The sequence below is a fragment of the Paraburkholderia sp. BR14374 genome, from assembly GCF_040948685.1.
GTDB classification, from domain to species: Bacteria; Pseudomonadota; Gammaproteobacteria; order Burkholderiales; family Burkholderiaceae; genus Paraburkholderia; species Paraburkholderia youngii.
On the sequence record NZ_JBFPKF010000018.1, the window covers coordinates 17,891 to 42,274 of the forward strand.

The 24,384-nt window shown below is 65.5% G+C and carries 24 protein-coding genes; 7 read left to right on the forward strand and 17 right to left on the reverse strand.

What is annotated here, in order from left to right; all coding sequences use genetic code 11:
* Positions 1–4: 4 nt before the first annotated feature.
* Positions 5–274: a flagellar biosynthesis protein FliQ gene (gene fliQ / locus AB3X86_RS29920; protein WP_176109996.1), complete on the forward strand. Its 270-nt coding sequence runs from the start codon at positions 5–7 to the stop codon at positions 272–274.
* 31 nt (positions 275–305) lie between these two features.
* On the forward strand, positions 306–1,088 hold the full coding sequence (fliR, locus tag AB3X86_RS29925) for a flagellar biosynthetic protein FliR (RefSeq protein WP_176124498.1): 783 nt from the start codon (positions 306–308) through the stop codon (positions 1,086–1,088).
* A 77-nt stretch (positions 1,089–1,165) separates the two neighbouring features.
* On the opposite strand, the gene flgL is transcribed toward fliR, so the two are convergent.
* From flgL to flgB, 12 genes are all read right to left on the reverse strand, one after another.
* Positions 1,166–2,395 (reverse strand): flagellar hook-associated protein FlgL, encoded by a 1,230-nt coding sequence (gene flgL, locus AB3X86_RS29930; RefSeq protein ID WP_368598762.1) that lies wholly within the window; start codon positions 2,393–2,395, stop codon positions 1,166–1,168.
* An 11-nt stretch (positions 2,396–2,406) separates the two neighbouring features.
* A complete protein-coding gene (gene flgK / locus AB3X86_RS29935) occupies positions 2,407–4,401 on the reverse strand; it encodes a flagellar hook-associated protein FlgK (RefSeq protein WP_368598763.1) in 1,995 nt (664 codons plus the stop codon).
* A gap of 227 nt (positions 4,402–4,628) precedes the next feature.
* Positions 4,629–5,402 (reverse strand): flagellar brake protein, encoded by a 774-nt coding sequence (locus AB3X86_RS29940; protein WP_176109992.1) that lies wholly within the window; start codon positions 5,400–5,402, stop codon positions 4,629–4,631.
* A gap of 237 nt (positions 5,403–5,639) precedes the next feature.
* Positions 5,640–6,647: a flagellar assembly peptidoglycan hydrolase FlgJ gene (gene flgJ / locus AB3X86_RS29945; RefSeq protein WP_176124485.1), complete on the reverse strand. Its 1,008-nt coding sequence runs from the start codon at positions 6,645–6,647 to the stop codon at positions 5,640–5,642.
* Between the two features lie 12 nt (positions 6,648–6,659).
* Positions 6,660–7,829 carry a flagellar basal body P-ring protein FlgI gene (locus AB3X86_RS29950; protein WP_281375070.1) on the reverse strand — a complete coding sequence of 390 codons (1,170 nt, stop codon included), beginning with the start codon at positions 7,827–7,829 and terminating at the stop codon, positions 6,660–6,662.
* Between the two features lie 2 nt (positions 7,830–7,831).
* Positions 7,832–8,530 carry a flagellar basal body L-ring protein FlgH gene (gene flgH / locus AB3X86_RS29955; RefSeq protein WP_176124629.1) on the reverse strand — a complete coding sequence of 233 codons (699 nt, stop codon included), beginning with the start codon at positions 8,528–8,530 and terminating at the stop codon, positions 7,832–7,834.
* 29 nt (positions 8,531–8,559) lie between these two features.
* A complete protein-coding gene (gene flgG / locus AB3X86_RS29960; RefSeq protein WP_176109990.1) occupies positions 8,560–9,348 on the reverse strand; it encodes a flagellar basal-body rod protein FlgG in 789 nt (262 codons plus the stop codon).
* A 54-nt stretch (positions 9,349–9,402) separates the two neighbouring features.
* Complete coding sequence (gene flgF, locus AB3X86_RS29965; RefSeq protein WP_176124484.1) at positions 9,403–10,161, reverse strand: flagellar basal-body rod protein FlgF; 759 nt, start codon at positions 10,159–10,161, stop codon at positions 9,403–9,405.
* Positions 10,162–10,178: 17 nt separating this feature from the next.
* Positions 10,179–11,693, reverse strand: coding sequence for a flagellar hook protein FlgE (locus AB3X86_RS29970; protein ID WP_368598764.1), 1,515 nt, complete (start codon positions 11,691–11,693; stop codon positions 10,179–10,181).
* Positions 11,694–11,736: 43 nt separating this feature from the next.
* Positions 11,737–12,447 carry a flagellar hook assembly protein FlgD gene (locus tag AB3X86_RS29975; protein ID WP_176109987.1) on the reverse strand — a complete coding sequence of 237 codons (711 nt, stop codon included), beginning with the start codon at positions 12,445–12,447 and terminating at the stop codon, positions 11,737–11,739.
* Positions 12,448–12,457: 10 nt separating this feature from the next.
* A complete protein-coding gene (gene flgC / locus AB3X86_RS29980) occupies positions 12,458–12,883 on the reverse strand; it encodes a flagellar basal body rod protein FlgC (protein ID WP_368598765.1) in 426 nt (141 codons plus the stop codon).
* A 128-nt stretch (positions 12,884–13,011) separates the two neighbouring features.
* A complete protein-coding gene (gene flgB, locus AB3X86_RS29985; protein ID WP_368598766.1) occupies positions 13,012–13,512 on the reverse strand; it encodes a flagellar basal body rod protein FlgB in 501 nt (166 codons plus the stop codon).
* A gap of 218 nt (positions 13,513–13,730) precedes the next feature.
* Between flgB and flgA the strand changes: the two genes are divergently transcribed.
* The 5 genes from flgA to AB3X86_RS30010 all read left to right on the forward strand — a co-directional run bounded on the left by flgA (position 13,731) and on the right by AB3X86_RS30010 (position 17,122).
* Positions 13,731–15,215, forward strand: a complete 1,485-nt coding sequence (gene flgA / locus AB3X86_RS29990) for a flagellar basal body P-ring formation chaperone FlgA (RefSeq protein WP_368598767.1) — start codon at positions 13,731–13,733, stop codon at positions 15,213–15,215.
* A 127-nt stretch (positions 15,216–15,342) separates the two neighbouring features.
* Positions 15,343–15,702, forward strand: coding sequence for a flagellar biosynthesis anti-sigma factor FlgM (gene flgM / locus AB3X86_RS29995; protein WP_368598768.1), 360 nt, complete (start codon positions 15,343–15,345; stop codon positions 15,700–15,702).
* Between the two features lie 94 nt (positions 15,703–15,796).
* The gene (locus tag AB3X86_RS30000) at positions 15,797–16,243 is read left to right on the forward strand and encodes a flagella synthesis protein FlgN (protein WP_176109983.1); all 447 of its coding nucleotides are present in this window, start codon (positions 15,797–15,799) and stop codon (positions 16,241–16,243) included.
* Between the two features lie 283 nt (positions 16,244–16,526).
* Positions 16,527–16,715, forward strand: a complete 189-nt coding sequence (locus tag AB3X86_RS30005) for a type II toxin-antitoxin system HicA family toxin (protein ID WP_368598769.1) — start codon at positions 16,527–16,529, stop codon at positions 16,713–16,715.
* The gene (locus tag AB3X86_RS30010) at positions 16,712–17,122 is read left to right on the forward strand and encodes a type II toxin-antitoxin system HicB family antitoxin (RefSeq protein WP_368598770.1); all 411 of its coding nucleotides are present in this window, start codon (positions 16,712–16,714) and stop codon (positions 17,120–17,122) included. The genes AB3X86_RS30005 and AB3X86_RS30010 overlap by 4 nt, the downstream gene beginning before the upstream one ends.
* Positions 17,123–17,216: 94 nt before the next feature.
* Here the strand turns inward: AB3X86_RS30010 and AB3X86_RS30015 are convergent, their stop codons facing one another.
* From AB3X86_RS30015 to flhB, 5 genes are all read right to left on the reverse strand, one after another.
* Positions 17,217–17,951, reverse strand: a complete 735-nt coding sequence (locus AB3X86_RS30015; protein WP_013090888.1) for an RNA polymerase sigma factor FliA — start codon at positions 17,949–17,951, stop codon at positions 17,217–17,219.
* 30 nt (positions 17,952–17,981) lie between these two features.
* Complete coding sequence (locus AB3X86_RS30020) at positions 17,982–18,851, reverse strand: MinD/ParA family protein (protein WP_368598771.1); 870 nt, start codon at positions 18,849–18,851, stop codon at positions 17,982–17,984.
* Positions 18,844–20,790: a flagellar biosynthesis protein FlhF gene (flhF, locus tag AB3X86_RS30025; protein WP_368598772.1), complete on the reverse strand. Its 1,947-nt coding sequence runs from the start codon at positions 20,788–20,790 to the stop codon at positions 18,844–18,846. Before flhF ends, AB3X86_RS30020 begins: the two co-directional genes overlap by 8 nt.
* 249 nt (positions 20,791–21,039) lie before the next feature.
* Positions 21,040–23,142 carry a flagellar biosynthesis protein FlhA gene (gene flhA / locus AB3X86_RS30030; protein ID WP_176109978.1) on the reverse strand — a complete coding sequence of 701 codons (2,103 nt, stop codon included), beginning with the start codon at positions 23,140–23,142 and terminating at the stop codon, positions 21,040–21,042.
* Complete coding sequence (gene flhB, locus AB3X86_RS30035) at positions 23,139–24,374, reverse strand: flagellar biosynthesis protein FlhB (RefSeq protein ID WP_176124472.1); 1,236 nt, start codon at positions 24,372–24,374, stop codon at positions 23,139–23,141. Before flhB ends, flhA begins: the two co-directional genes overlap by 4 nt.
* Between the last annotated feature and the right edge of the window lie 10 nt (positions 24,375–24,384).

A 24,384-nucleotide genomic window follows, 5' to 3' on the forward strand; every position in this document is an offset into this window, starting at 1 on the left:
CACGATGACACCCGAAGCAGTCATGACGCTGGCCCACCAGGCCATGTATGTCGGCCTCATGATGGCCGCCCCGCTGCTGCTCGTCGCGCTCGTCGTCGGTCTGGTCGTGAGCCTGTTCCAGGCGGCCACGCAGATCAACGAGAGCACCTTGTCGTTCATCCCGAAGCTGCTCGCGATCGCGGCCACGCTGGTGATCGCCGGGCCGTGGATGCTGACCACGATGCTCGACTATCTGCGCCACACGCTCACCAGCATTCCGACGCTCGTCAACTGAGCGCTGCTCGCACGTCCGCCCTCCCCGCTCCATGTTCACGGTCACCTACGCGCAACTGAACGTCTGGCTGACCGCGTTCCTGTGGCCGTTCGCGCGCATCGCCGCGCTGATCGCGACCGCGCCGGTGTTCGGCAATTCGTCGCTGCCCTCGCGCGTGAAGATCGGCCTCGCAGCGTTCACGACGATCATCGTCGCGCCGACGATCGGCGCGCTGCCGCAGGTCACCGTGTTTTCGGCGGACGGCGTGTGGATTCTCGCCAACCAGTTCCTGATCGGCATCGCGCTCGGCGTGACGATGCAGATCGTATTCCAGGCGATCGACGCGACCGGCTATTTCATCGGCCTCGGCATGGGTCTCGGCTTCGCGACCTTCTTCGACCAGCAGGCGACCGGCTCGGGCGTCGTGATCTCGCGCTATATGACGACGATCGCGACGCTGGCGTTTCTCGCCGTCGATGGTCATCTCCAGATGATCGCCGCGCTCGTCACGACGTTCCAGTCGGTGCCGGTGTCGGCCAACCTGCTCGCGCCGCACGGCTGGCAAACGCTCGCGAACTGGGGCAGCTCGATCTTTTCGGCGGGGCTGCTGCTGTCGTTGCCGGTCGTCGTCGCGCTGCTGATCGCCAATCTGGCGCTCGGCATTCTCAATCGCGCGGCGCCGCAGATCGGCGTATTCCAGATCGGCTTTCCGCTGACTATGCTGGTCGGCCTGCTGCTCGTGCAACTGATGCTGCCGAACATGATCCCGTTCTTCGTGCGGCTGTTCGATAGCGGCATCGACGAGATGGGACGGGTCGCGGCGGCGCTCAAATAACGCTGAAAATCGCGGACATAAAAAAACCGGCCCGAGTTCATCGCGCCGGTTTTTTTTATCGCGCCGCCGAAGCGGCATCAGCTGCCGATGTACTGGAACAGCGACATGTTCTGGATCTTCACGAACGCTTGCTGCGAAGCCTGCAAGGCCGCCTGCTGCATCGTGTACTTGCTGATCGTCGAGACCATGTCGGTCTGCGTCAGGTCCGCGAGATTGCTTTGCGTTTGCAGCGAGTTGGTCTGCGTGACCGTTTGCAGCGCCTTGACTTCCTGCTCGCGACCGCCCACCGATGCCTGCACCGCGGTGATGTTGTCCAGCGTGTTGCCGAGCTGCGACAGGCCCGTGTTCAACGCGTTCTGCAACGTCGCCGCGGCCGCGGGATTGCCGCTCACCGGCTGCTGGAGCGCGGTGATCATCGCGTTCAGGTTCGCGAACACATTGGTGCCCGCCTTGTTGGCCGGCTGTACCGTGAATGTGTCATTGGCGGCCGGCGTGCCCGAGATCTGGACTTTTTGGCCGGCGATCGTGATATCCGAGCCTGACGTGTATGGCTGGGCCGTAGCAACCGGGGCGTTGGTGGTCGTGTCGGTGATCGTGTACGTGAGCGAGCTGCCGCTGCCGCTGAACTGGATCTGGTACGAGTGCGCGTTCCCCGCGTTGGTCGGATCGTTGACCGACACCGCGCCGATCACGCCGCTGCCCGTATTGGCCGAATTGCCCGAGGCGATCGACTGCGCGTTGGTCGCGCCGACGCTCATGAACACCGCCAGCCCATTGTCACCCGTAGCGACCGCGTTGCTATCGGTGACCTGCACGGTGCGCGAGCCGGTGTCGCCCGTGTAGGTGACGTTGCCGGCCGCATCGGTCGTGAAAGCCTGGGTCGAATTCTGGAAGCCGGCGAATAGTGCATTGCCGGAGCCGTCGGTCGCATTCGCATAGGTGACGAGCTGGTCGCGCAGCGTGGTCAGCTGCGCGGCGATCGCCGTGCGGTCGGCGTCGTTCAATCCGCCGTTGCCGGCGCGCAGGCCCAGCGTGTTCGCGCTTTGCAACGTCGTAATGACGGTGGACAGCGTTGAGTCCTCGGCCTGCAACGACGTGAGCGCCGCGGTCTGGTTCGTCGTGTACTGCGACAGCGCGGCCGCCGTCGAGCTGAGCTGCACGGCCTGCGCGGCGCCGAGCGGATTGTCGGCGGGCGTGGTGAGGCTCTGGCCGCTCGAGATTTCCTGGTAGATCTGCGACAACTGAGCCTGCTGATTGCTCATGTTCGCGACGTTCATGCTGAAGTACTGCTGGGAAGAAATTCGCATGGTTCAACGCCTTACGAGAAGATGCCAAGCAAAGTCTGGAACAGCGTCTGCGCCGTCTGGATAACCTTGCTGTTGGCCTGATAGAGCTGCTGGTATTGAAGCAGATTAGCCGCTTCCTCATTGATATTGACGCCCGACACCGACTGCTGCGCCGACGTGATCTGCGTGACGAGCGAGCTTTGCGTCGTCGCCATCGCCTGGATCTGCGTGGCCTGGTTGCCGATGTTGTTGACGTAGCTCGCGTACGCGCTCGTCAGGGTCGCGGTGCCTCCTGCCAGCACCTTCGCCGAGGTCAGGTTCGACAACAGCTGCGCGTTGCGGCCGTCGTTGGTCGCGCCGGTGTTCGGTCCGATCGTGAACGAGTCGCCGTTGGCTGGCGTGCCGCTGATCGTGACCGTCACGTTGTTCATCACGCCGGCGTTCGTCGAGTTGGTCGGGTTGGTGATGGTCAGCGTCGCGCCCGAATTCGGCGAGTACGGCACTGCGTCCGCCGCCGTGTTGATCGTGTACGACGTGGACGGCGAGCCGGCGACCGTCACCACCGAGCCGATCGGGAAACCGGTGAGCCCGGTGCCCGCGGTGTAGATGATCTTCGACGCGCTGGTCGGCGCGCTATAGCCGGCCGATACCGTGCCTTGCGTGATCGTCGCGCTGCCGGTGTTCGACGTCGACGCCGACGCGAGCACCGGCGCTGCGGCCGCGATCGCCGAGCCCGCCGTGGTGGTCAGCGCGAAGCCGTTCAGCGCGCCGCGGGTCGGCTCGACAGTGAACGAGTCGCCGGCGTTCATCGTGCCGCTCGCGACCGAGAACTGCAGGCCGCCGATCGGCTTGGTCAGGTCCGCCGCCGAGCCGACGATGCTGCCGGTCTGGTTGTCGGTCAGCGTGTAGGCGCTGCCGTTGTACGACAGCGTGTAGTCGCCCGTGGTCGGCTGGCTCGCGTCGGCGAACGAGACGCCGAGCGTCGCGGTGCCGCTGTTCTGCGAGTTCGCGTACACGGTCGGCGAGCCCACGGTGAACAGCGCGCCGCCCGCGGTGCCGTTCAGCGTCAGGCCGAGTTCGTTCTGCGCATTGACCTGCGCGGCGAAGCTGGTCGCGATCGCACCGAGTTGCGCCTCGGCCGGATCGAGCGTTTGCGAGCGGAATTGCAGCAGGCCGCCCAGCGTGCCGCCGGACACGCTGCTGTCGGACAGCGTCTGCGGAGTGGGGGTCGCTTTCGCGCCAACCTGGCCGAGATACTGGACCGACAGCTCGGTCGGATCGCCCGACGAAGTCGCCGTGCCGAGGTTGAAGCTGTTGCCGGCCAGCACGAGCGGCTGTCCGTTCGACATGAACAGGCTATAGCTGCCGTTGTCCTGCACGACCGACACGCCAATCAGCTGCGACAGGTTCGACACCGCCAGGTCGCGTTGGTCGAGCAGCTGGTTCGGCGGTTGTCCCTGGCTGCTCGCCTGCGTGATCTGCGTATTCAGCGACGCGATCTGCGCCGTGAAGGTGTTGATCTTCGTGACCGCGTCGCTCATCTGCGTGTTGACGCTCGCGCGCAACTGGTCGTATTGCTGGCCAGCCGCGTTGATCTGGTTCGCGAGCGTCTGTGCGTCGCTGATCGCGGTTTGTCGCGTCGCCACGCTCGACGCGTCGTTGGCGACGTTCTGCAGCCCCGTGAAGTAACCGCTGATCGCGCTCGCAATCCCCCCAGTCGGACTGCCGACGAGGTTGTTGAGCTGGCTGATCATCGTGTTGTACGTGCTGAGCGAGCTGCTCCACGACTGCGCGTTGTTGAGCTCGGTCGTCAGGTACTGGCTATACGCGCGCGTGATCGTGTCGGTGGACACGCCCATCGGCATGTAGCCGGAGCCCGTATAGTTGCCGCCCACCTCCGAATACACCGGAGTTTCCATCGTATAGCCGGGCGTCGACGCGTTGCTGATGTTCTCACCAGTCGTCGTCAAACCCCATTGGGCCGCGTTGAGTCCGCTAAGGCCGATATTCAACAGATTGCTGGACATGCGTCATCCTGAAGGGCGGCATCGCAGACATGCCACCGTGTTAGTGGAACATCCTCTTTAACGGCCCGTGGTGCGAAAAATTGAGGGCCACTCCACCTCGTTTGCGCTCGCCGCGATGTTGCCGCGCGATTTCTTCCACTGCGTGTGCAACGTTTGCTTCGCCGGCCAAAAACGTTCGCGCGGTGCCGAGCGTCTTGCGCACGGCCGCCGCGCGTTTGGTTCGCGGCTCAGCGCGCCAGCGAGCGGCGCTTCATTTCGAGCTGCGTGATAAGCCGCTGCAGCGTGTTTTCCGCGCTGCCGGGCAGCGACAAGAAACGGAAGCCGAGCTGATAGCGCTGCGTGCCGTTCGGCATCGCGAGCGAGCGATGCGACACGAGCTGCAGATCGAGCGACAGACGGCCGAGCGCGCCGAGCGTGAGCTCGCAGTCCATCAGGCGCGCGCCCATCGGCAGCTCGGCGACACGCAGGTCGGTCGTACGCATGCCAACGCCGCCGAGCGACAGGTCGTGCACCTCGAAGCGGAACGTGTCGCCGTCGGGCAGCCGGCCCGTACACATGAACGGGTCGAGAATCGGCGCGGCGACGCGGAAGTACTCGCGGCGCTGCACGTAGAACAGCACCTCGGGGAAGTCGGCCTCGAACGCCGGCATTCCCTCGAAGCGCGTCTCGCGCGGCGTCGGCGTCGTGAACTCGACGCGCACACCGTCGGGCGACGCGTGGAACTGGCAACGCGGGGCGCTGAGCAGCCCCTTGTTCTGCTCGGCGAGCGCGCCCCAGTCGAAGGTGAAGGTGCGCTCGCGCACGTCGACGTCGAGCAGGCGCGTGACGAGCTGCCCGCCCGCATACTCGACCGTGAGGAAATCGCCGCGATTGACGATATTGCGCAGCTGCACGCCGATTTCCAGCGGATTGCGGCGGCCGAAATCGGAAGGGCTCTCGTCTTGCGGGACGTGCGGCTGACCGTTCGTGTCAATCAGGCCGTTCGACTGGTTCATATCCATGGGCTTGCCGGTAAGCATGTTCTTGCGGGCACGTGCCAGGGCCTAGCCATCGACTCTGAGGGTCTTCATGCAAAGCCGCAACACACGCGTTCGACCGGACCTTGCAGCGCTGTTCCGGTATCGGGTCTAACTCGTTAGCGGCAGCATCGAGCCAAAATTTAGGGGCTCAATTTAAATATTCGCCGGAAAATGTCGCGCAAACGTTAAAAGCGTATCCGCCCCATTTCCCGCGTTCGATCAGCCCATTTTCTGCATGATCGACAACAGCTTTTTCGCGTAATGCGGGTCGGTCGCATAACCGGCGCGCTGCATGCCGTTCGCAAAACCGTTCACGTCGCGCGACGAATTGATCACCTGTGCATAACGCGGATTGTTCTTCAACAGGCTCGCGTAATCGGTCATCGCTTCCTCGTACGAGTCGTACGCGCGGAATTTCTCGACCGTGCGATGCGGCTTGCCGTTCACGTATTCGGTCGTGACCGTCGACACGGTCTTGCCGGTCCAGTCGTTGCCCGCCTTGATGCCGAACACGTTGTGACTGGTCGAGCCGTCGGCCTTCTTGATCTCGCTCTTGCCCCAGCCCGATTCGAGCGCGGCCTGACCGATGATGAAGCGCGCCGGAATGCCGGTCGCCGCGCTCGCGGCCTGCGCCGGCGCGGCGAGCTTGTCGACGAACGCATCGACCTTCGGCGAGCTGCCGTCGCCGCGCGTCGGCGGCGTCAGCGCGCTATTGGCCGAGTAGCCGCGGCCCAGCGCGAGCTGGCCGTTGGCCTGGGCGTTGCCGTAGGCGCGCGCGAGCGCGTTGAGCGCGGCGCTCTGGCCTTCGTCGCCGCCGCCGCTGCCGCCGCCGAGCGCGTTGGCCATGCCGGCGAGACCGCCCGCCGCGCCCGCGCCGTTCGCGCCACCCACCTGCATGCCCTGGTTGCGCATCAACTGCTTGAGCATCGCGTCGGCGACGCCGATGCCTCGCTTCGACAGCTGTTGCGCCATCTGCTGGTCCATCATCGACGTAAAGGTCGCCGTGTCGTGCGAATCGAACGGACTGTCCTGCGGCGTCGCATCGCGCATGCTCTTCAACATCATCTGCGTGAACACGGCGTCGAACTGCTGCGCGGCCATCTTCATGCCGGCTTGCGGCGAGGCCTTCGCCTGCGCGCTCAGTGCGCCGAAGCCCTGGACGTCGAGCGCAAACCGGCTGGTCAGGTCGCCGGCGGAGTTGACGCCATTGGTCGGATCGGAATTCATCTCGTGTGCTCCTTAGATGATTTCAAGGTCGGCGCGCAAAGCACCGGCGGCTTTCATGGCTTGCAGGATCGACATCAGATCCGCGGGCGTCGCGCCGAGCGCGTTGAGCGCCTTCACCACTTCGGCGAGGTTCGCTCCGGCATTCACGAGTTTCAGCGCGCCGTTGTCCTGCTTCATCTGGATCTGCGACTGCTGCGCGACCACGGTGCGGCCGTTCGAGAACGCGCCCGGCTGGCTCACCACCGGCTGCGTATTGATCACGACCGACAGATTGCCGTGCGCGACCGCGCAGCTCTGCAGCGTGACCATCTGGTTCATCACGATCGAGCCGGTGCGCGCGTTCAGGATCACCTTCGCGGCCGCCTGCCCGGGGCGCACTTCGAGGTTCTGCAATTGCGCCATGAACGAGACCTGCTGCTGCGGATCGGCCGGCGCGCGCAGCTGGATCGTGCGGCCGTCGAGCGCGGTCGCGGTGCCGCTGCCGAACGCGTTGTCGATCGCCGCGACGACGCGCTGCGTGGTGTCGTAGTCCATGTCGTTCAGGTCGAGCTGCATCATGCCAGCCTGCGACACCGCGGTCGGCACCGCGCGCTCGACGATCGCGCCGCCGGTGACGCGCCCCGCGGCCAGCTGATTGACCTGCACCTTGCTGCCGTTCGCGCTCGCGCCCGCGCCGCCCACGGCGACGTTGCCCTGGCCGAGCGCATACACCTGGCCGTCGGCGCCCTTGAGCGGCGTGAGCAGCAGCGTGCCGCCGCGCAGGCTCTTCGCATTGCCGAGCGACGACACGGTGATGTCGATCGCTTCGCCCGGCCGCGCGAACGGCGGCAGCACCGCGGTCACCATCACGGCGGCGACGTTCTTCAGCTGGATGTTCGACAGCGACGATTGCGAGTTGCTCGAGCCCGCCGCCTGGTTGTTGATCGAGATGCCGAGGTTCGCGAGCATGTTCGCGAGCGTCTGCGTCGTGAACGGCGTCTGCGTGGTCTGGTCGCCGGTGCCGTCGAGGCCGACCACGAGGCCGTAGCCGATCAGCGGGTTGTCGCGCACGCCCTGGATCTGCGCGAGGTCCTTCAGGCGCTCGGCATGCGCGGGCGTCGCGGCCGGCAGCGCCGCGCAGGCGAGCGCGACGAACATCAGTGCGCGGCCCGCGCGCGACAGCGTGTTGAAAACGGTACCCATGATCACCACGGCGCCACGTTGAGGAAGAACCGCTGCAGCCAGCCCATGGTCTCCGCTTCGTTGATGTAGCCCTTCGCGGAGTATTCGATTTTCGCGTCGGCGACCTGGGTCGAGTACACGGCATTCAGGCTGGAAATCGTGTTGGGATTGACGACACCCGAGAAGCGCACGAACTCGTTGCCCTGATTGATCAGCATCTGCTTCTCACCGCTCACGATCAGGTTGCCGTTCGCCTGCACGCCGGTCACGGTCACGGTGATCGTGCCGTTGAAGGTATTCGACGCATTCGCGCCGCCGGTGCCGGCAAAGCCGTTGGTGCCGGTCGCGCTCAGGTTGGTCTTGGCGAACAGTCCGCCGAGGAAGCCCGCGGTCGGCACGTTGAAGTTCGTGCTGCCATTGCGACTCGCATTCGCGCCCGAGTTCTTGGTCGCGTTGATGTTCTCGGCGATCACGATCGTGATGATGTCGCCCACGTTGCGCGGCCGCTGATCTTCGAATAGCGGACGGCCCGCGAAGCCCGGGTTGTAGATCGAGCCCGGCGCCTGCGCCTGCGGCGGCACCGGCGGCAGCGCGGTCATCGGCTGCTGGATGATCGGTTGCTTCGGCACGAGCGCGCAGCCGCCGAGCGCGGCGAGCAGCGTGAGCTGCACGAGCGCCACGGCCGTGCGCGAATGAACCGGAGTGCGAGTGGAATGCGACATCATCGTTTACCGCCTTAAATTTCCAGTCCTCAAACCGGCATCTGGCTCAAGGTCTGCAGCATCTGGTCGGAGGTCGTCACGGCCTTGCTGTTGATTTCGTACGCGCGCTGCGTCTGGATCATGTTCACCAGCTCCTGCACGACGTTCACGTTCGACGCTTCCACGTAACCCTGGTTGAGCGTGCCCGCGCCGTTCAGACCCGGTTGCGCCACGTTCGGCGCGCCCGACGAAGCCGTCTCCGCGAACAGGTTCTCGCCCTTCGAGTCGAGGCCGGCCGGGTTGATGAAGGTCGCGAGCTGCATCGTGCCGAGCTGCTGCGTATTGCTCGAGCCGGCCACGGTGATCGACACCGCGCCGTCGCTGCCGATCGTCAGCGAGGTCGCATTGCTCGGGATCGTGATCGCCGGAATCACCTGGTAGCCGCTCGACGTGACGAGCTGGCCCTGCGCATTGGTCTGGAACGAGCCGTCGCGCGTGTAGGCAGTCTGGCCGTCGGGCATCTGCACCTGGAAGAAGCCCGCGCCGTTGATCGCGACGTCCTTCGAGTTGCCGGTCTGCTGCAGGTTGCCCTGCGTGTACAGACGCTCGGTCGCGACCTGTTGCACGCCGGTGCCGAGCTGAATGCCGGACGGCAGCTCGGTCTGCTGCGTCGAGTTCGCGCCCGGCTGGCGGATGGTCTGGTACAGCAGATCCTCGAACACCGCGCGCGAGCCCTTGAAGCCGTTGGTGCTGACGTTCGCGAGGTTGTTGGAAATCACGTCCATCTGCGCCTGTTGCGCATTCATGCCGGTGGCGGCGATATAGAGTGAGCGGTTCACTTATGGTTCTCCTGGTCTCGGGGCGAGCCTCGTAGGGCGCCCCGTGGCAATCCGTTAACTGAAGCTGAGAATCTGGTTGGCGGACTGATCGTTCTTGTCGGCGTTTTGCAGCAACTGCGTCTGCATCTGGAACTGGCGCGCGTTGGTGATCATCGAGACCATCGCGCTGACCGGATTCACGTTGCTGCCTTCGAGCGACGCCGGCGCGAGCATCACGGTCGGATCGGCGTCGGCGGGGTTGCCGTCGGCGGTGCGAAACAGTCCGTCATCGCCGCGCGTGATCGACTGCGGATCGGGATTGACGAGCTTCAGCTGATCGATGGTGACGACCGCGGTGGGCGGATCGCCGGGCGTCAATGCCGACACCGTGCCGTCCTTGCCGATCGTGATCTGCGCGCCCGGCGGCACCGATACCGGCCCGCCGTTGCCGAGCACGACCTGATTGGTCGCGTTCACGAGCTGGCCGTTTTCGTCGATGTGCAGATTGCCCGCACGCGTGTAGGCCTCGTTACCGTCGGCGGTCTGCACCGACAGCCAGCCGGCCCCCTGAATCGCGACGTCGAGCGGATTGCCGGTCTGCTGGATCGGCCCCGGCGTGTAGTCGGCGCCCGGCGTCGACGACAGCACGAAGGTGCGGGTCGTGTTGTCGTTGATCGTGCTGCCGTCGCCGAACGACATCGGCACGGCGCGGTAGGTTTCGAGCTGCGCGCGAAAGCCCGTGGTCGACGCGTTCGCGAGGTTGTTCGCGACGATCGCCTGCTGTTCGAGCGCTTGCGCGCTGCCCGACATCGCGGTGTAGATCAGCCGATCCATGAAGAGGTCCCGTTCGCTTACAGGTTGATCAGGGTCTGGTCGACGGCCTGCTGGGTCTTGATCGTCTGCGCGTTCGCCTGATAGTTGCGCTGCGCGGTGATCAGGTTGACCAGCTCGCTCGTCAGATCGACGTTCGAGTTCTCGACCGCGCCGCCTTGCAACACGCCGTGATTGGTCGAGCCCGGCGTCGAGATCTGCGCGACGCCGGAGGCCGACGTCTGGCCGTACTCGTTGTTGCCGAGATTGACGAGGCCGTTCTGGTTCGCGAAGTTCGCGAGCACGATCTGGCCGAGCGCCGCGGTCTGGCCGTTCGAGTAGTTGCCGGTCAGCGTGCCGTCAGAGCCAACCGTGAAGCTGGTCAGCTGGCCCGCCGCGTAGCCGTTGGTGGACAGGCTGTTCACGCCGTTCTTGCCGCCGTACTGCGTGGTGCCGGCCATGTTCAGCGTGACGCTCTGCGGCGTGCTCGAACCGTCGGTGTTCGGCAGCGACATGGTGAACGCGCCGAGCGTCGCGGTGGCGAGGCCGGTCGTCGCGTCGGTCGTGCTGACCAGCGTGCCCGACGAATTGAAGTTCGCCGTGCCGATCAGCGTCGCGGTGCCGTTCGACGGGCCCGCGTACACGTTCCACGTGCCCGCGCCCGTCTTCGCGAAATACATGTTGACGGTCTGCGAGCCGCCGAGCGAATCGTAGACCGTCGTGCTCGTCGAGTAGTTGTAGGTCGACGAGCTGGCCTGGTTGAACGCGGTTGGGTTCGGCGCAACCGTATAGCTGTCACCCGCAATCGGCGCGCCGCTGAAGGTGATGCTCTCGCCGTTGCCGAGCGTGATCGCGGTGCCGGCCGTGTAGGTCTGCGACGCCGTGGTCGTGCCGAGCGTGTTGTCCGTGACCGTGTAGGTGGTCGGGCTCGTAAAGTCGATCGTGTACTTGTCGGTGTTGGTGCCTGCGCTCGCGTCCGTGATCGTCGCGCCGGTCGTGTTCAGCGTACCGGCGTTCGTGGCGCCCTTCTTCACGGTCGGCGCGCCGAGCATGATGTCGCCCTGCGCGTTCAGGTTCAGGCCCGCGGTGATCGAGGTGGTCGCCTGCGGCGCGATGTTCGCGGTCGGCACGGTCAGCGGCACGGTCTGCGCGGTGTTGATGATGCCCGAGCTACTGGCCGCATAACCCATCAGCTGCAAGCCCTGCGCGTTCGTGATGAAGCCGTTCTTGTCGAGCTGGAACACGCCGTTGCGCGAATACACGAGCGTGCCGTTGTCCGACAGCTGGTAGAAGCCGTTACCGTTGATCGCGACGTTCAGCGCCTGATTCGTCGTCGTGATCGTGCCTTGCGAGAACTGCTGCTGCACTTCCGAGAGTTTCGTACCGATGCCGATCTGCTGGCTCGTCGCGGTCGCGACCGAATTGGCGTACATGTCGGCGAATTCCGCGGTGCCGCTCTTGAAGCCGACGGTGTTGGCGTTGGCGATGTTGTTGCCGATCACGTCGAGATCGCTCGACGACGCCGACAGACCGCTCAAACCTGTTTGATAACTCATGACGTACTCCGTATCTGGAAAGTCGTAACTGGATGGATCCGGACTACAGGATCGCGGCGACGCTGGTCAGGCCGACCGTCGTGCCGTTCGACAGCACGAGGCCCGGCGTGCCGCTGCTCTGCTGGACGATGCTTTGGACCGTCGCGCTGGTGAGCGTGGTGGCCGTCGCCTGCTGGCCATTGATCGTGCCGGTCGCGCTAATCGTGTAGGTGCCGTCGGGCAGCGTGTTGCCTGCCGAGTCGGTCGGCGTCCAGCCAACCGGAATCGTGCCGGCCGACTGCTTGCCGAGATCCAGCGTGTTGACGATCGTGCCGGCCGAGTTCTTCACGACGATCTGCAGGTCGCTGACGGCATTCGCTAGCGTGACGCCGAACTCGTTCGCCTTGCCGCTCGACACTGTGACCGAGTTGCCCGGTGCGAGCACGGTCGAGCCGATCAGCAGCGCGGACTGCGCCTGCTGGCTGGCCGACAGCTGGGTCGACAGCGAGGTCAGCGACGTATTGAGGTTGCTGATGCCCTGCACCGTGCTGATCTGGGCAAGCTGCGAGGTCATCTGCGAGCTGTCCATCGGATTGGTCGGGTCCTGGTTCTTCAGCTGCGCGACGAGCAGTTGCAGGAAGGTGTTCTGCAGGTCCGAAGCCGAAGTGCCCGAGGTGCCGCTCGTCGAGCTCGTGCTGCTCGTGCCGTTCATCGTGTCGAGCAGCGTCTGCGAAACGGTCGTGCCGTTGCTGCCGATCGTGGTGTTGGTGGTCAAGACTCTCTCCTCAGGTTCCGATCGTGAGCGTTTTCAGCATCAGGGTTTTGGCAGTGTTCAGCGTTTCGACGTTGGCCTGGTACGAGCGCGAGGCCGAGATCATGTTGACCATTTCCTGCACCGGGTCGACGTTGGGCAGCGTCACGTAGCCGTTCGCGTCGGCGGCCGGATTGCCGGGGTCGTACGCGGTCTTCATCGGCGACGGATCGTCGACCACGCCGGTCACCTGCACGCCGCCGACCTGCTGGCCGGAGCGCGTGCGCGCGCCGCCGATCGGGTTCACCGCGAATATGACCTGCTTGGCCTTGTACGGCTGGCCGTCGGGGCCCGTCGTACTGTCCGCGTTGGCGAGGTTCGACGCCGTCACGTTGAGCCGCTCCGACTGCGCCGACATCGCGGAACCCGCGACACCAAAAATATTCATCAGGGATGGCATGTTTCCTGACCTCTCCTGCCGGTTCGCACCGGCTTCACGTTAAGTCCCGTAGCGTTTCTGTTCGTGCGTGCATGCTGCCTGTGTTCAGCTGCTATGCGCCCTGCTCGCGCGGCGTACTCGTGCCCGGCTTACGACGAGCCAGACGTGATCGCCGACAGCATCGTCTTGATCTGGCTCGACACGACCGTCATACCCGACTGGAAGTGCACCGTGTTGTCGGCGAACTGCACACGCTCGACGTCTACGTCGACCGTGTTGCCGTCGAGCGCCGGTTGCAGCGGCATGCGGTATTGCAGGTTGCCGTAGTCGTCCGGGCTGCCGCCCGTCGCGCTCAGCCTGGCCTTGCCGCTCATGTGGCCGGCCTCGGTCGTGTTCATCGACATGCCGCTCGTCACGCCGGCGGGCTGCGCCATCGCGAGCGTCGAGTTGTTCGATGCGCCCTGCCCGGCGGTGCTGCCGCCCGTCTTCTTCAGCGCGCCGGCGAGCGACGACGCGAAGTCGATATCGCGCGCCTTATAGCCGGGCGTGTCGGCGTTCGCGATATTCGACGACAACAGTTCCTGCCGGTATGCGCGCACATCCATCGCCTGCCGGCCGAACGCGAATTCGGCATCGAGTTTGTCCAGCATCGGAATCTCCCGAGAACGTTTCCAAGGCCGTCCCGTATGCGCATCGTGAAAGACACGCGGCGGGGGCAAAGGCCTTTTTGCATGTGATGCATCTTATGGGTCGGGCGCAAGCGGCAATCGGACGAATAACCGGGAAAGGGGGCTTCTATTCAACGTTTGCGCGACAGGGGTGCTCACTAGAATGCAAGGCGTACCGATGCATTCGATGGAGACCCGCGATGGACCAGCCCACCAACCCCTTGCCGCAGCTTGCGGGCGGCACGACGAGGCGTCGCGTGGGTGGCGGCGGGGTCGACGAGCGTGTCGATGGTTCGGAGGGCGCGCTCGCGCAGCCGCTGCCGCGCTCTATCTCGCGGTGCGTGGCGCGTTGCCTGACGCGGGTGGTGATCAACGTCGCCGTATGGGTTGCGGGCGGCATCGTGTTGCTGCCGGCTACGACCAAGGCGCAGGACGCGGGTGGCCCGATCGTGATTCCAGGGCCCGCCGAGAAAAACCCCGCCGCGCTGAACGATCTTGCGCAGCGGATTCAGACGCCAGCACAGCGCAGCGCGTCGGCGGCGTCGCTCGCGGCGGCGACCGCGCAGTCGCTCGGCCGCGCATCGGCGTCGCGCGACACCGATACCTTCGGGCGTGCGGCGAGCGCAAGCGGCGCGATCGTCATTCCGGGCGCGGGCGAGCCCGCAGCCGCCGCGCCGGCCATCATCCGCACCAACTTCAAACCGGACGCCAACGGCGTCGTCACGATTCCGCCGGCTGCCAGCACGGGAGCATCGGGCGTCGCGCGCGTCAACGTCGAAGCGGGCCCGGCCGCCAGCGCCGCGAATTCGCCCGCAATCGCCGCCAATGCGCCGCAAGGCGATGGCTTCGACAGCCTCGCGGCACGCGGCGAGCCGCCCGAGTTCGGCGCGAATGGCAAGCCGCTCGCGGCGGCTGCCGCGCAGCCGCGTCTGCCCAGTGTGAAAGCGCCCGCGACGTCGCCCGGCGCGCGCCAACCAGTTGCCAACACCGCCACCGCCGTCGCACAGAGAACGCCGCAGACCGCTGCCGCCGCGACGCCCGCCCAACCCGCGCCGCTGCCAGGCCAGCAGGACCCGGAAGCGATTCACGCAACCGCGCTCGCGTTCCTGAAACAGCAGGCCGTCGGCCTGCCCGGCAAGGTGGACATCACGGTCGCGTCCGCGTTTCCGCGCGGCCTCGCCGCGTGCACGTCGCTCGAACCGTTCATGCCGAGCGGCAGCCGCTTGTGGGGGCGGCTCACCGTCGGCGTGCGCTGCGCGGGCGAGCGCCCGTGGACCATTTATCTGCAGGCGCGCATCTCGCTGCATGCAACCTACTACCTCGCCGCCCGCGCGATGGCGCCGGGCGAAGTGCTCACGGCCGCCGACCTTGTGGCGCGCGAAGGAGACCTGACCGGCCTGCCGCAGGCGATCGTCACCGACCCGTCGCAGGCGGTCGGTTCAGTCTCGCTGGTGCGGATCTCGGGCGGCATGCCGCTGCGCCGCGACATGCTGAAGAGCGCGTCGGCGGTGGTGTTCGGCCAGACCGTGCGGGTCGTCGCGGCCGGCGACGGGTTCTCGATTTCGTCCGAGGGCAGCGCGATGAACAACGCGTCGCCGGGCCAGCAGGTGCGTGTGAAGACCGCAAACGGCCAGATCATCTCCGGCATCGTCAAGGACGGCGGTACGGTCGAGATCCAGATGTGAGCGGAATGACAAACGGATATTGAAAGGGGCAGATGGCCGCCCGCTGGCGGGCCGGGGTCGAGCGATTGCGCTAAAGTTTTGATCAGCAGTTGCCGTTATCAGGATCAAATCGTAAGGGAAGCCAATCGTGAAAGTCGATCCCACCACCTCTTCGAATCTGCCGTCGCTGAAAGACGCTTTGTCCCGTTCGCAGCAGAGCGACGAAGCCACGCCGGCAACCAGCGCCACGCAGGGCGCGACGGCCACGGCCGCGCCGGCCGCGAGCAGCGCGTCGGGCGACACGAGCGTCAGCCTGTCGGGTCTGTCGCAGCATCTGCGCAGCCTCGCGGCCTCCGGCTCGGCCGACATCGACACCGCGCACGTCGAGTCGATCAAGCAGGCGATCAAGGACGGCACGTTGCAGATCGACTCCGGCAAGATCGCCGACGGCGTACTGCAGACGGCGCGCGATCTGTTGCGGAACAAAACCTCGTCGACCGGCCACTGATCGGCATTGCGCCGCGCGGTGACCAGCCGGGCGGCGTTCGACCAACGCGGTTCGCGCGTCGTGCGCGAGCCGGTGTGCGTAGCGAGTTGTTGACATGAAAGACGCCCTGGTTGCTACCCTGATCGAAGAATATTCGACCGTCGAGGCATTCGCCTCGATCCTCACTCTCGAAACCAAAGCACTGACGGCGGTCTCGCCAATGGAGCAGTTGCCAGCGATCGTCGAGAAGAAAACCGAACTCATCGGCGTGCTCGCGAGGCTCGAAGCCGCGCGTGATGCACATCTGACCGAACTCGGCTTTCCGACCGGCTGGTCCGGCATGGAACTCGCGGCGAGCACCGACGCGCGCGTCGCGACGCAATGGAAGCTGCTGCAGAAAGCCGCGGATCGCGCTCGGCGCGTCAACACCAACAACGGCGAGCTGATCCGCGTGCGGATGGACTACAACCAGCGCGCGCTAAAAGCGCTGCAAGTCAACGTGCCGCGCAAGACGAATCTGTATGGGCCGGACGGACGAATTCCGGCTTATTCGGGACTTTGATCGGCCCGCCTGTCTGGCCCGCAATCGAGCAATATCCGAAATGAATGAAAGGGCCCGTCGACGACGGGCCTTTTCATTTTTCGCCACCGCTTTTTCATCCACGTCCCTCCGCATTCCACGCCGCGTTAGCCGTTCGGCTAGCTGGCGCTAATCCACCTCATCACGTTGAAATGATGACTTCGTTCAAGGTTTCACTGACGCCGCGACTTCGACGGGGCCGCGCATCGACAGGCGAAATCTTGTTTGCTGGCTGGATTGTGTATGCGTGTGTATAATGGAGGGTATGATGTATGAACAGTGCCGAGGTCGTCAAATTGATTCAAGCAAATGGCTGGCAGCTCGTCCGCATAGCGGGCAGTCACCATCATTTCAGGCACGCGGGAAAACGGGGCTCGTCACCGTCCCCCATCCGAAAAAAGATTTGCCGGCCGGCACCCTGAACAGCATTCTGAAACAGGCGGGGCTCAAATGAAGCATCTGATCTTTCCGATCGCCATCGAACCCGGAGACAACATGCACGCGTTCGCCGTCGTGGTGCCCGATATTCCGGGCTGCTACTCCGCGGGCGACACGCTCGAAGAAGCGTATGCGAACGCGAAGGAAGCAATCGAATCGCATCTCGAAACCTTGCTCGACGAAGGGTTGCCGCTGCCCGAGCCGCTCACGCTCGGCGAGCATCGGCGCAATCCCGAGTTCGAGGGGTTCACATGGGGTTTCGTGACAACGCGCAATATTCCGGCGTTGAAGAAGGCGGTTCGCATCAATATCTCGCTGCCTGAGGTGCTGGTGCAGGAGATCGACGCGTATGCACAGGCGCGCGGCATGTCGCGCTCGGCGTTTCTCGCGCTCGCCGCCGAGCATGAGATGGCGGACGATTGAGCAACGGCGGGCGGCACCGGCGTGCATCGGTATCGCCGCACCGCCGCATCTGAACGGCAGCGCTTGACGATCGGCGGCCTGCCCCGCAGTGGCGTCAGTTCGTTTCGGCGTTCGCCCAGGCCATTTCGCGCAGCCGGGCGCGCAGGCGTGCCACGGCCTGGCTGTGCAACTGGCATACGCGCGATTCGCTGACTTCCATCACCGCGCCGATCTCGCGCAGATTCATGCCGCGCTCGTAGTAGAGCGACATCAGCAGCTTCTCACGCTCCGGCAAGCGGTCGATCGCTTCGATGAGCGCCGAGCGCAAGCTGTCGTCGAGCAGCGCCGACAGCGGATCGGAATGATCGACGCAGTAGCGGTCCAGAAAAGGTTCGTCGTCGGCGGAGCGGTCGAAGTCTTCGTAGTAGATCAGTTGGCTGCCGTGCAGGTCCTGCAGCATCGACTGATATTCGTCGAGCGGCATCTGCAGGTGCTCGGCGACCTCCGCCTCGCTCGCCGAGCGGCCGAGGTTCTGCTCCACCTTGTGCACCGCGGTTTCCACTTCGCGCGAGGTGCGGCGCAGGCTGCGCGGCAACCAGTCGTTGCTGCGCAACTCGTCGAGCATCGCGCCGCGAATCCGCTGGCTGGCGTAGGTTTCGAACTGCGCGCCCTGGTCTTCCTTGTAGCGGCCGGCGGCGTCCAGCAAGCCGATCATGCCGGCCTGGATCAGGTCGTCGAGGTCGACGCTCGCCGGCATTTTCGCGACGAGCTGCAAGCCGAGTCGACGCACGAGCGGTGCGTACTTGGTCAGAACGTCGGCCTGAGAAATCTTTCCCTGAGCGTTGTACATCGTGCTCCCCTTATCCTTCGTGCACGCCTTTTAAGCGTGATGCGCGGACGGTTGGTCGGCGTGGTGCGCCGCTGTAACTGTCGCAGGCGCCCGCCAGGGCGTTTGCGACGACATCGCTGGCCGCATCGGCCAGTACTGCAATTCGGCGGCGAGATGGCGGAAGTCGCGCGCGGCCGGTGTCGACGGAAACGCGTCGACCACACATCGCGACAGCTCCAGCGCCCGCGCCATGCGCACGTCGGCCGCGATGCAGCCGGCGCATTCCAACGCGACGGTCAGGTAACGGCCGGCCACGCCGGCGAGCTTCGCGAACGCGGCTTGCGCGTCGTTGGCGCTTTGCACGTGATTGGCGAGCACGCGCAACTGCGCAATCGCGTGCGCGTAGTGCAAGCGCTTGATGCACGCATACGCGTCGGTGATCGCCTCGCCCGACATGCGCGCAACGATCATCACGTCGTGCGCCTGCTTCGCGAGCGGCGACAGATGCCCTTCGACGTCGAGCTGCGCGTCGATCAGCACGATGTCGGCCGAGCCGCCGAGCAGCACGCTGAGCTCGGCCTCCGTGTGCCCCTCGCGGTTGTTGCGCGACGCGGCCAGCACCGAAAAGCCGAGCGCGTGACGCGCGGCGGCGAAGTCGACCGGGGTGTCGCCGCGCATCACCGCCGCGAAGTTGCCGGCGCCGCGCAAGCCGCCAAGCATCGCGCTCACCGAGTTCTCACCGACGCATTCGTCGATCACCAGCACGTCCTTGCCCTGCTGCGCGAGCGCCGCGGCGAGGTTGACCGTCGCGGTCGTATTGCCGACGCCCGACGACGCACCCGCCAGCGCGATCACGCGCGCACCGCCGCGCGCGAGCAGCCGCCGTAACCCTTCGGCTTGATCTGAACCGAATTTATCCAAAGCGAACCTCATGCAGCTCGGCCGTCGAACGTGCGGAAAGCGAGGACAGCAAAGCGGGGATGTCGTCGTCGTGCGGCACGAACGGCGAGTTGTCGCGCGGAATGCAGAAGGTGCTCTTGATCAGGAATTTCTTCGTCGCGACGTACAGGTTCTCCGGCACCTTCTGTCCGGTCGATACGTAATGCACCGGCAGCTTGTAGCGGATCACCGTATCCAGCACGCCGCCGAGGTTGGTCGCTTCGTCGAGCTTGGTCAGGATGCAGCCGGCGAGCGGCTGCTGGTCCGGCGCGCGCTGATAGGCCTGCACGACTTCGTTCAACGTGTCGCCGTGGCTCGTCGCGTTGAGCAGCAACAGACGCTGCACCGGCTGGCCGGCGCGGCTCAGCATCGCGATCTGCTCCGACACGAGGCGGTCGCGCTGGCTCATGCCGATCGTGTCGATCAGCACGATGTGCTTGTTGCGCAATTCCGAGAGCGCGAGTTGCAGATCGGCGCTGTCCTTCACCGCGTGCACCGAAACACCGAGAATCTTGCCGAAGATGCGCAGCTGTTCATGACCGCCGATGCGGTAGCTGTCGGTCGTCAGCAGCGCCACCTTGCTCGCGCCGAAGCGCATCACGCAGCGCGCGGCGAGCTTCGCGGTGGTCGTCGTCTTGCCGACGCCGGTCGGCCCCATCAGCGCGAACACGCCGCCGCGCTCCATCAGCGCGTCTTCGTTCTCCATCACCGGCAGGTTCGATTCGAGCACCGAGCGCACCCAGTTCATGCCGCCGTCCATCGTGTCGACGGCTTCGGGCATGTTGTCGACCAGCATCTGCACGAGCTGCGCGGAAAAGCCCGCGGCGAACAGATGCTTGGTGAGCGCGGCGCGTGCGGGACTGCGGCGCTGTCGATCGCCCCACAGCAGACCCGCGAATTGCTCTTCCATCATGTCGCGCATCGACGACAGCTCGTTCATCACGGTGTCCTTGACGACCTGCTCCATGCGCCCCTTGATCGCTTCGGCGACGGCGGCCGGCGTGCGGCCCTCGTCGCTGAAAGACGCCGGCGCGATCTTCTGCGCGGTGCGGCGCGCGGCGACTTCGGCCGCTTCGCGCGCCCAGTCGGGCGTGTCGATCACCGGCCGCGCGTCGACCGCGTTGCCGAGGCCTTTGGCGGTCGCGACGGCGGGCGTCATGGCGGCGGGACGCGCGCTGTATTGGCCGTCCTGTTGTTGCTGCTGCTCGGCCGCGATGCGGCGCGCGTGATCGATGAGCCACGGATTCGATTCGGCCATCGTGCGCGGCGCGGCGACCTCGCTCGATGCGACGGCCGGCGGTACCGGCACGCCGGCGGCTTTCAGCAGATCCGCGCGGATGTCTTTCGACAGGCGTGTGGATGCGGCGCGGGCGCTCGCGCCGGAAGGCGCGGCGGAAGCGGGCTGGCTTGCGATGGGTGCGGCGCCTGTCGCGATGGGCGCGGACGCGCCGCTCGCGGCCAGCATCGCCGGACCAACTTGCGAACCGGCGGGCAACGAGGCCGGCGCTGCTTCACTCGCGGACAGCATGTCGACCGCCTGGCCGACCGCAGAACCGAGCGCCGTCTCGTTCGGCGAGCCGGCCATCGAATCCGCGGCCGCATTCGCCGGCACGATCGCCGGCATCGCTTCGGCGCCCGCTTCCGGGCTCGCGCCGAACACCGACGAAAACACGTCCGGCATGGCGCTCGCATAGGGATTCATCGGCGCTGTGGACAAGCCGCGCGGCCCCGCCGTCGATGCCGCGCCTTCGCGCGCTTTCGGCGTGATGGCGGCGAGATCGCTATCCGCGAGCGCGACGATTTCGACGCTGCCGTCGTCCATCGTGCGATTCGACAGCACGACCGCATCGGGGCCAAGTGCTTCGCGAACGAGACGCAACGCATCGCGACTGGTAGCACCGACAAATTTACGAATGTTCAAGCTGGACCCCCGGTGAGGTATACGGACTGAAGGACCGGCAATACACCGCTTCCCATTGCGATCAATTATTGCGAAACGCGTCGGGCCACGATCGATGGATAAAGACCGTTAAAGGCGGGTAATTCGCGCGATGGACAGACGGCAGACACATCGTTCGACGAGCGCTGAAAGGCGCGTGCAAACGAAAACCGGCGCCCCACTGGAGCGCCGGTTTTCGTCGTATCGACAGTCACGAGCGAGCGGCCTGCGTCAGCCCTGTGCGCCGATCAGGTTCACCACCTTGACGTTGCGGGTATCGGGCACTTCCGCATACGACAGCACCTTCAGCTGCGGCAGGCTGCGGCGCAGGAAGCGCGCGAGCATCGGCCGCAGCGCGTGCTGCACGAGCAGCACCGGAGCGAGGCCGAGATTCTGCTGACGCATCATCGCCTTCTGCGTTTCGGTGAGCAGCGTGTTCGCGAGACCCGGTTCGAGACCCGGGTTCGGTCCGGTCGAGAGCGCCTGCGACAGCACCCGTTCGAGGTTCGCGTCGAGGCCCATCACCTGCATGTCGGCGGTGCCGGGGAACCACTGCTGCGTGATCGCACGACCCAGCGCGAGGCGCACCGCGGCGGTCAGGTCGTGCGGGTCGGTGATCTTGGTCGCGTGCTCGGCGAGCGCTTCGAGGATCGTGCGCATGTCGCGGATCGGCACGCCTTCTTCGAGCAGGTTCTGCAGCACCTTTTGCAGCGTGGTGAGCGGCAGCATCTTCGGCACCAGATCGTCGACCAGCGACGCCGTGTCCTTCTGCATCCGCTCGACCAGCGACTGCACCTCGCGGCGGCCGAGCAGCTCCGACGCGTGCGTGACGACGAGGTGATTCAGGTGCGTCGCGACCACCGTGCTCGAATCGACGACCGTGTAGCCGTATACCTGCGCCTGCTCGCGCAGATTCGTATCGATCCAGATCGCGGGCAGGCCGAACGCCGGGTCCTGCGTCGGCGTGCCCGGCAGCGCGGCCGATACCTGGCCCGGGTTGATCGCGAGCCACTGGCCCGGGTACGCCTCGCCCGAACCGACCTCGACGCCCTTCAACGCGATCCGATAACCGTTTGGCCGCAATTCGAGGTTGTCGCGGATATGAATGACCGGCGGCAAGAAGCCGATTTCCTGCGCGAACTTCTTGCGGATGCTCTTGATTCGCTTGAGCAGCTCGCCGTCCGAGTTCTTGTCGACGAGAGGAATCAGCCGGTAGCCGACTTCGAGGCCGAGCGTGTCGATCATCGTCACGTCGTCCCAGCTCGCCTCGGCGTTTTCGACCGGCGCGAGCGCGGCCGGCGCGACGTCGACGAGCGCCGGCGCGTTCTTGCGCTCCTCGTTGCGCTTCTTCATCGTGCGGCCGAGCTGGATCAGGCCGCCGCCCAGAATCAGGAAAGCGAAGTGCGGCATGCCCGGGATCAGGCCCATCAGCACGAGAATGCAGCCCGTGATCATCAGCACGCGCGGGTTCGTGAAGAGCTGCCCGGTCAGCTGCGTGCCGATGTCCTCGTTGGTGGCGACACGCGACACGATCACGCCGGCCGCCGTCGAAATCACCAGCGACGGAATCTGCGCGACGAGGCCGTCGCCGATCGTCAGCAGGGTGTAGTTCTTGCCCGCCGCGGCAAAGCTCATGTCGTGCTGGACCATCCCGACGATCAGCCCGCCGATGATGTTGATCACCATGATCAGCAGACCGGCGATCGCATCGCCGCGCACGAACTTGCTCGCACCGTCCATCGAGCCGTAGAACTCGGCTTCCTGCGAGATTTCCGTGCGACGCTTGCGCGCCTGCTCTTCGTTGATGAGGCCGGCGTTCAGATCGGCGTCGATCGCCATCTGCTTGCCGGGCATCGCGTCGAGCGTGAAGCGCGCGGAGACTTCGGCGATCCGCCCCGCGCCCTTCGTGATCACCATGAAGTTGATCACCATCAGGATCACGAACACGACGATACCGACCGCGAAGTTGCCGCCGACGAGGAAGTGGCCGAACGACTCGATCACCTGGCCGGCCGCATCGGGGCCGGTATGGCCTTCGAGCAGCACGATCCGCGTCGAGGCGACGTTCAGCGACAGCCGCAGCAGCGTCGAGAACAGCAGCACGCTCGGGAACGCCGCGAAGTCGAGCGGCTTCATCGTGTACATGCTGACGAGCAGCACCATCACCGACAGCGCGATGTTGAACGTGAACAGCAGATCCAGCAGGAACGGCGGCAACGGCAGAATCATCATGCCGAGGATCATGCAGATCAGCACCGGCCCGGCGAGGGCGCGCAGGTTGGTGCTGCTCAGCGCATCCGGCCGTCGGGCGAGGAAACCGGCGCGAGCGTTCATGCGGAGGCTCCGTTGTTGTCGCCGCTAGTGGCGTCGTTGGCGTTGTCGGCGGTCGGGTTCAGCGTGTCGGCGGCTTCTTCGGCGGCGTCCTCGTCCGACACGGCGCCCTTGTCGAGTTCCGGCGGCACGTCGAGTTCGGTCGGCGCGAGCGGCACGTCGCCGCCTTCGGCCTTGAAGCGGCGCAGCTGATAGACCCACGCGAGCACTTCGGCGACCGCGCCATAGAGCGGCCCCGGAATTTCGCGATTCAGATCGACGTTGTGATACAGCGCCCGCGCGAGCGGCGGCGCTTCGAGCAGCGGCACGTTGTTTTCGGTGGCGATCTCGCGAATCCGTGCGGCCACGAGGTTCACGCCCTTGGCGACCACCTTCGGCGCGCGCATCTCGCCGTCCGTGTATTGCAGCGCGACCGCGAAGTGCGTCGGGTTCGTCACGACCACGTCGGCCTTCGGCACTTGCGCCATCATGCGGCGCCGCGCGATCGCGCGCTGCTGCTGGCGAATCTTGCCCTTGATGTGCGGATCGCCTTCGCTCTCGCGATGCTCACGCTTCACTTCTTCCTTCGTCATGCGCAGCTTCTTGTGGAACGACCACAGCTGATACGGCACGTCGAGCGCGGCCACCGCGAACATGCCGGCCACCGTCATGCCGCAGCACACCGCGATCAGATGCATGGAGTTGGCGAGCGCGACTTCGAGCGGCTGCGTCGCGAGCGCGAGGAATTCCTCGTGGCGATTCCAGATCGCCGTGCCGCCGATCAGGCCCACCACCAGCGTCTTCGCGAGCGACATGCCGAGCTGGATCGGTCCGTTGATCGAAAACATGCGGCCGAAGCCCTCGATCGGGTTCAGCCGGTTGAACTTGGGTTCGAGCCCCTTCGCCGACAGCTGCCAGCCGCCCAGCGCCATCGGTGCGAGCAGCGCGGCCAGTCCGGTGACGCCGAGTACCGGCACGAGCGCGTACAGCCCTTCGCGACCCGCAGTGCCCGCGCCGATCAGCATGCGGTTGGTGTCGAACACGCTCGCGTGGTTGAACATCAGCGACGCACGCACCATGTTCTGCAAATGCTCGCCTATGTTGCCCGACATGCCCCATACACCGTAGAACCCGGCTGCGAGCAGCGCGAAGGTCGACAGCTCCCGAGAACGCACGATCTGCCCCTCCTCGCGCGCCTTCTGCAGGCGCCGAGGGGTGGCTGATTCGGTTTTTTCGAGGTCGCTGTCCTCTGCCACAAAGCTCTCC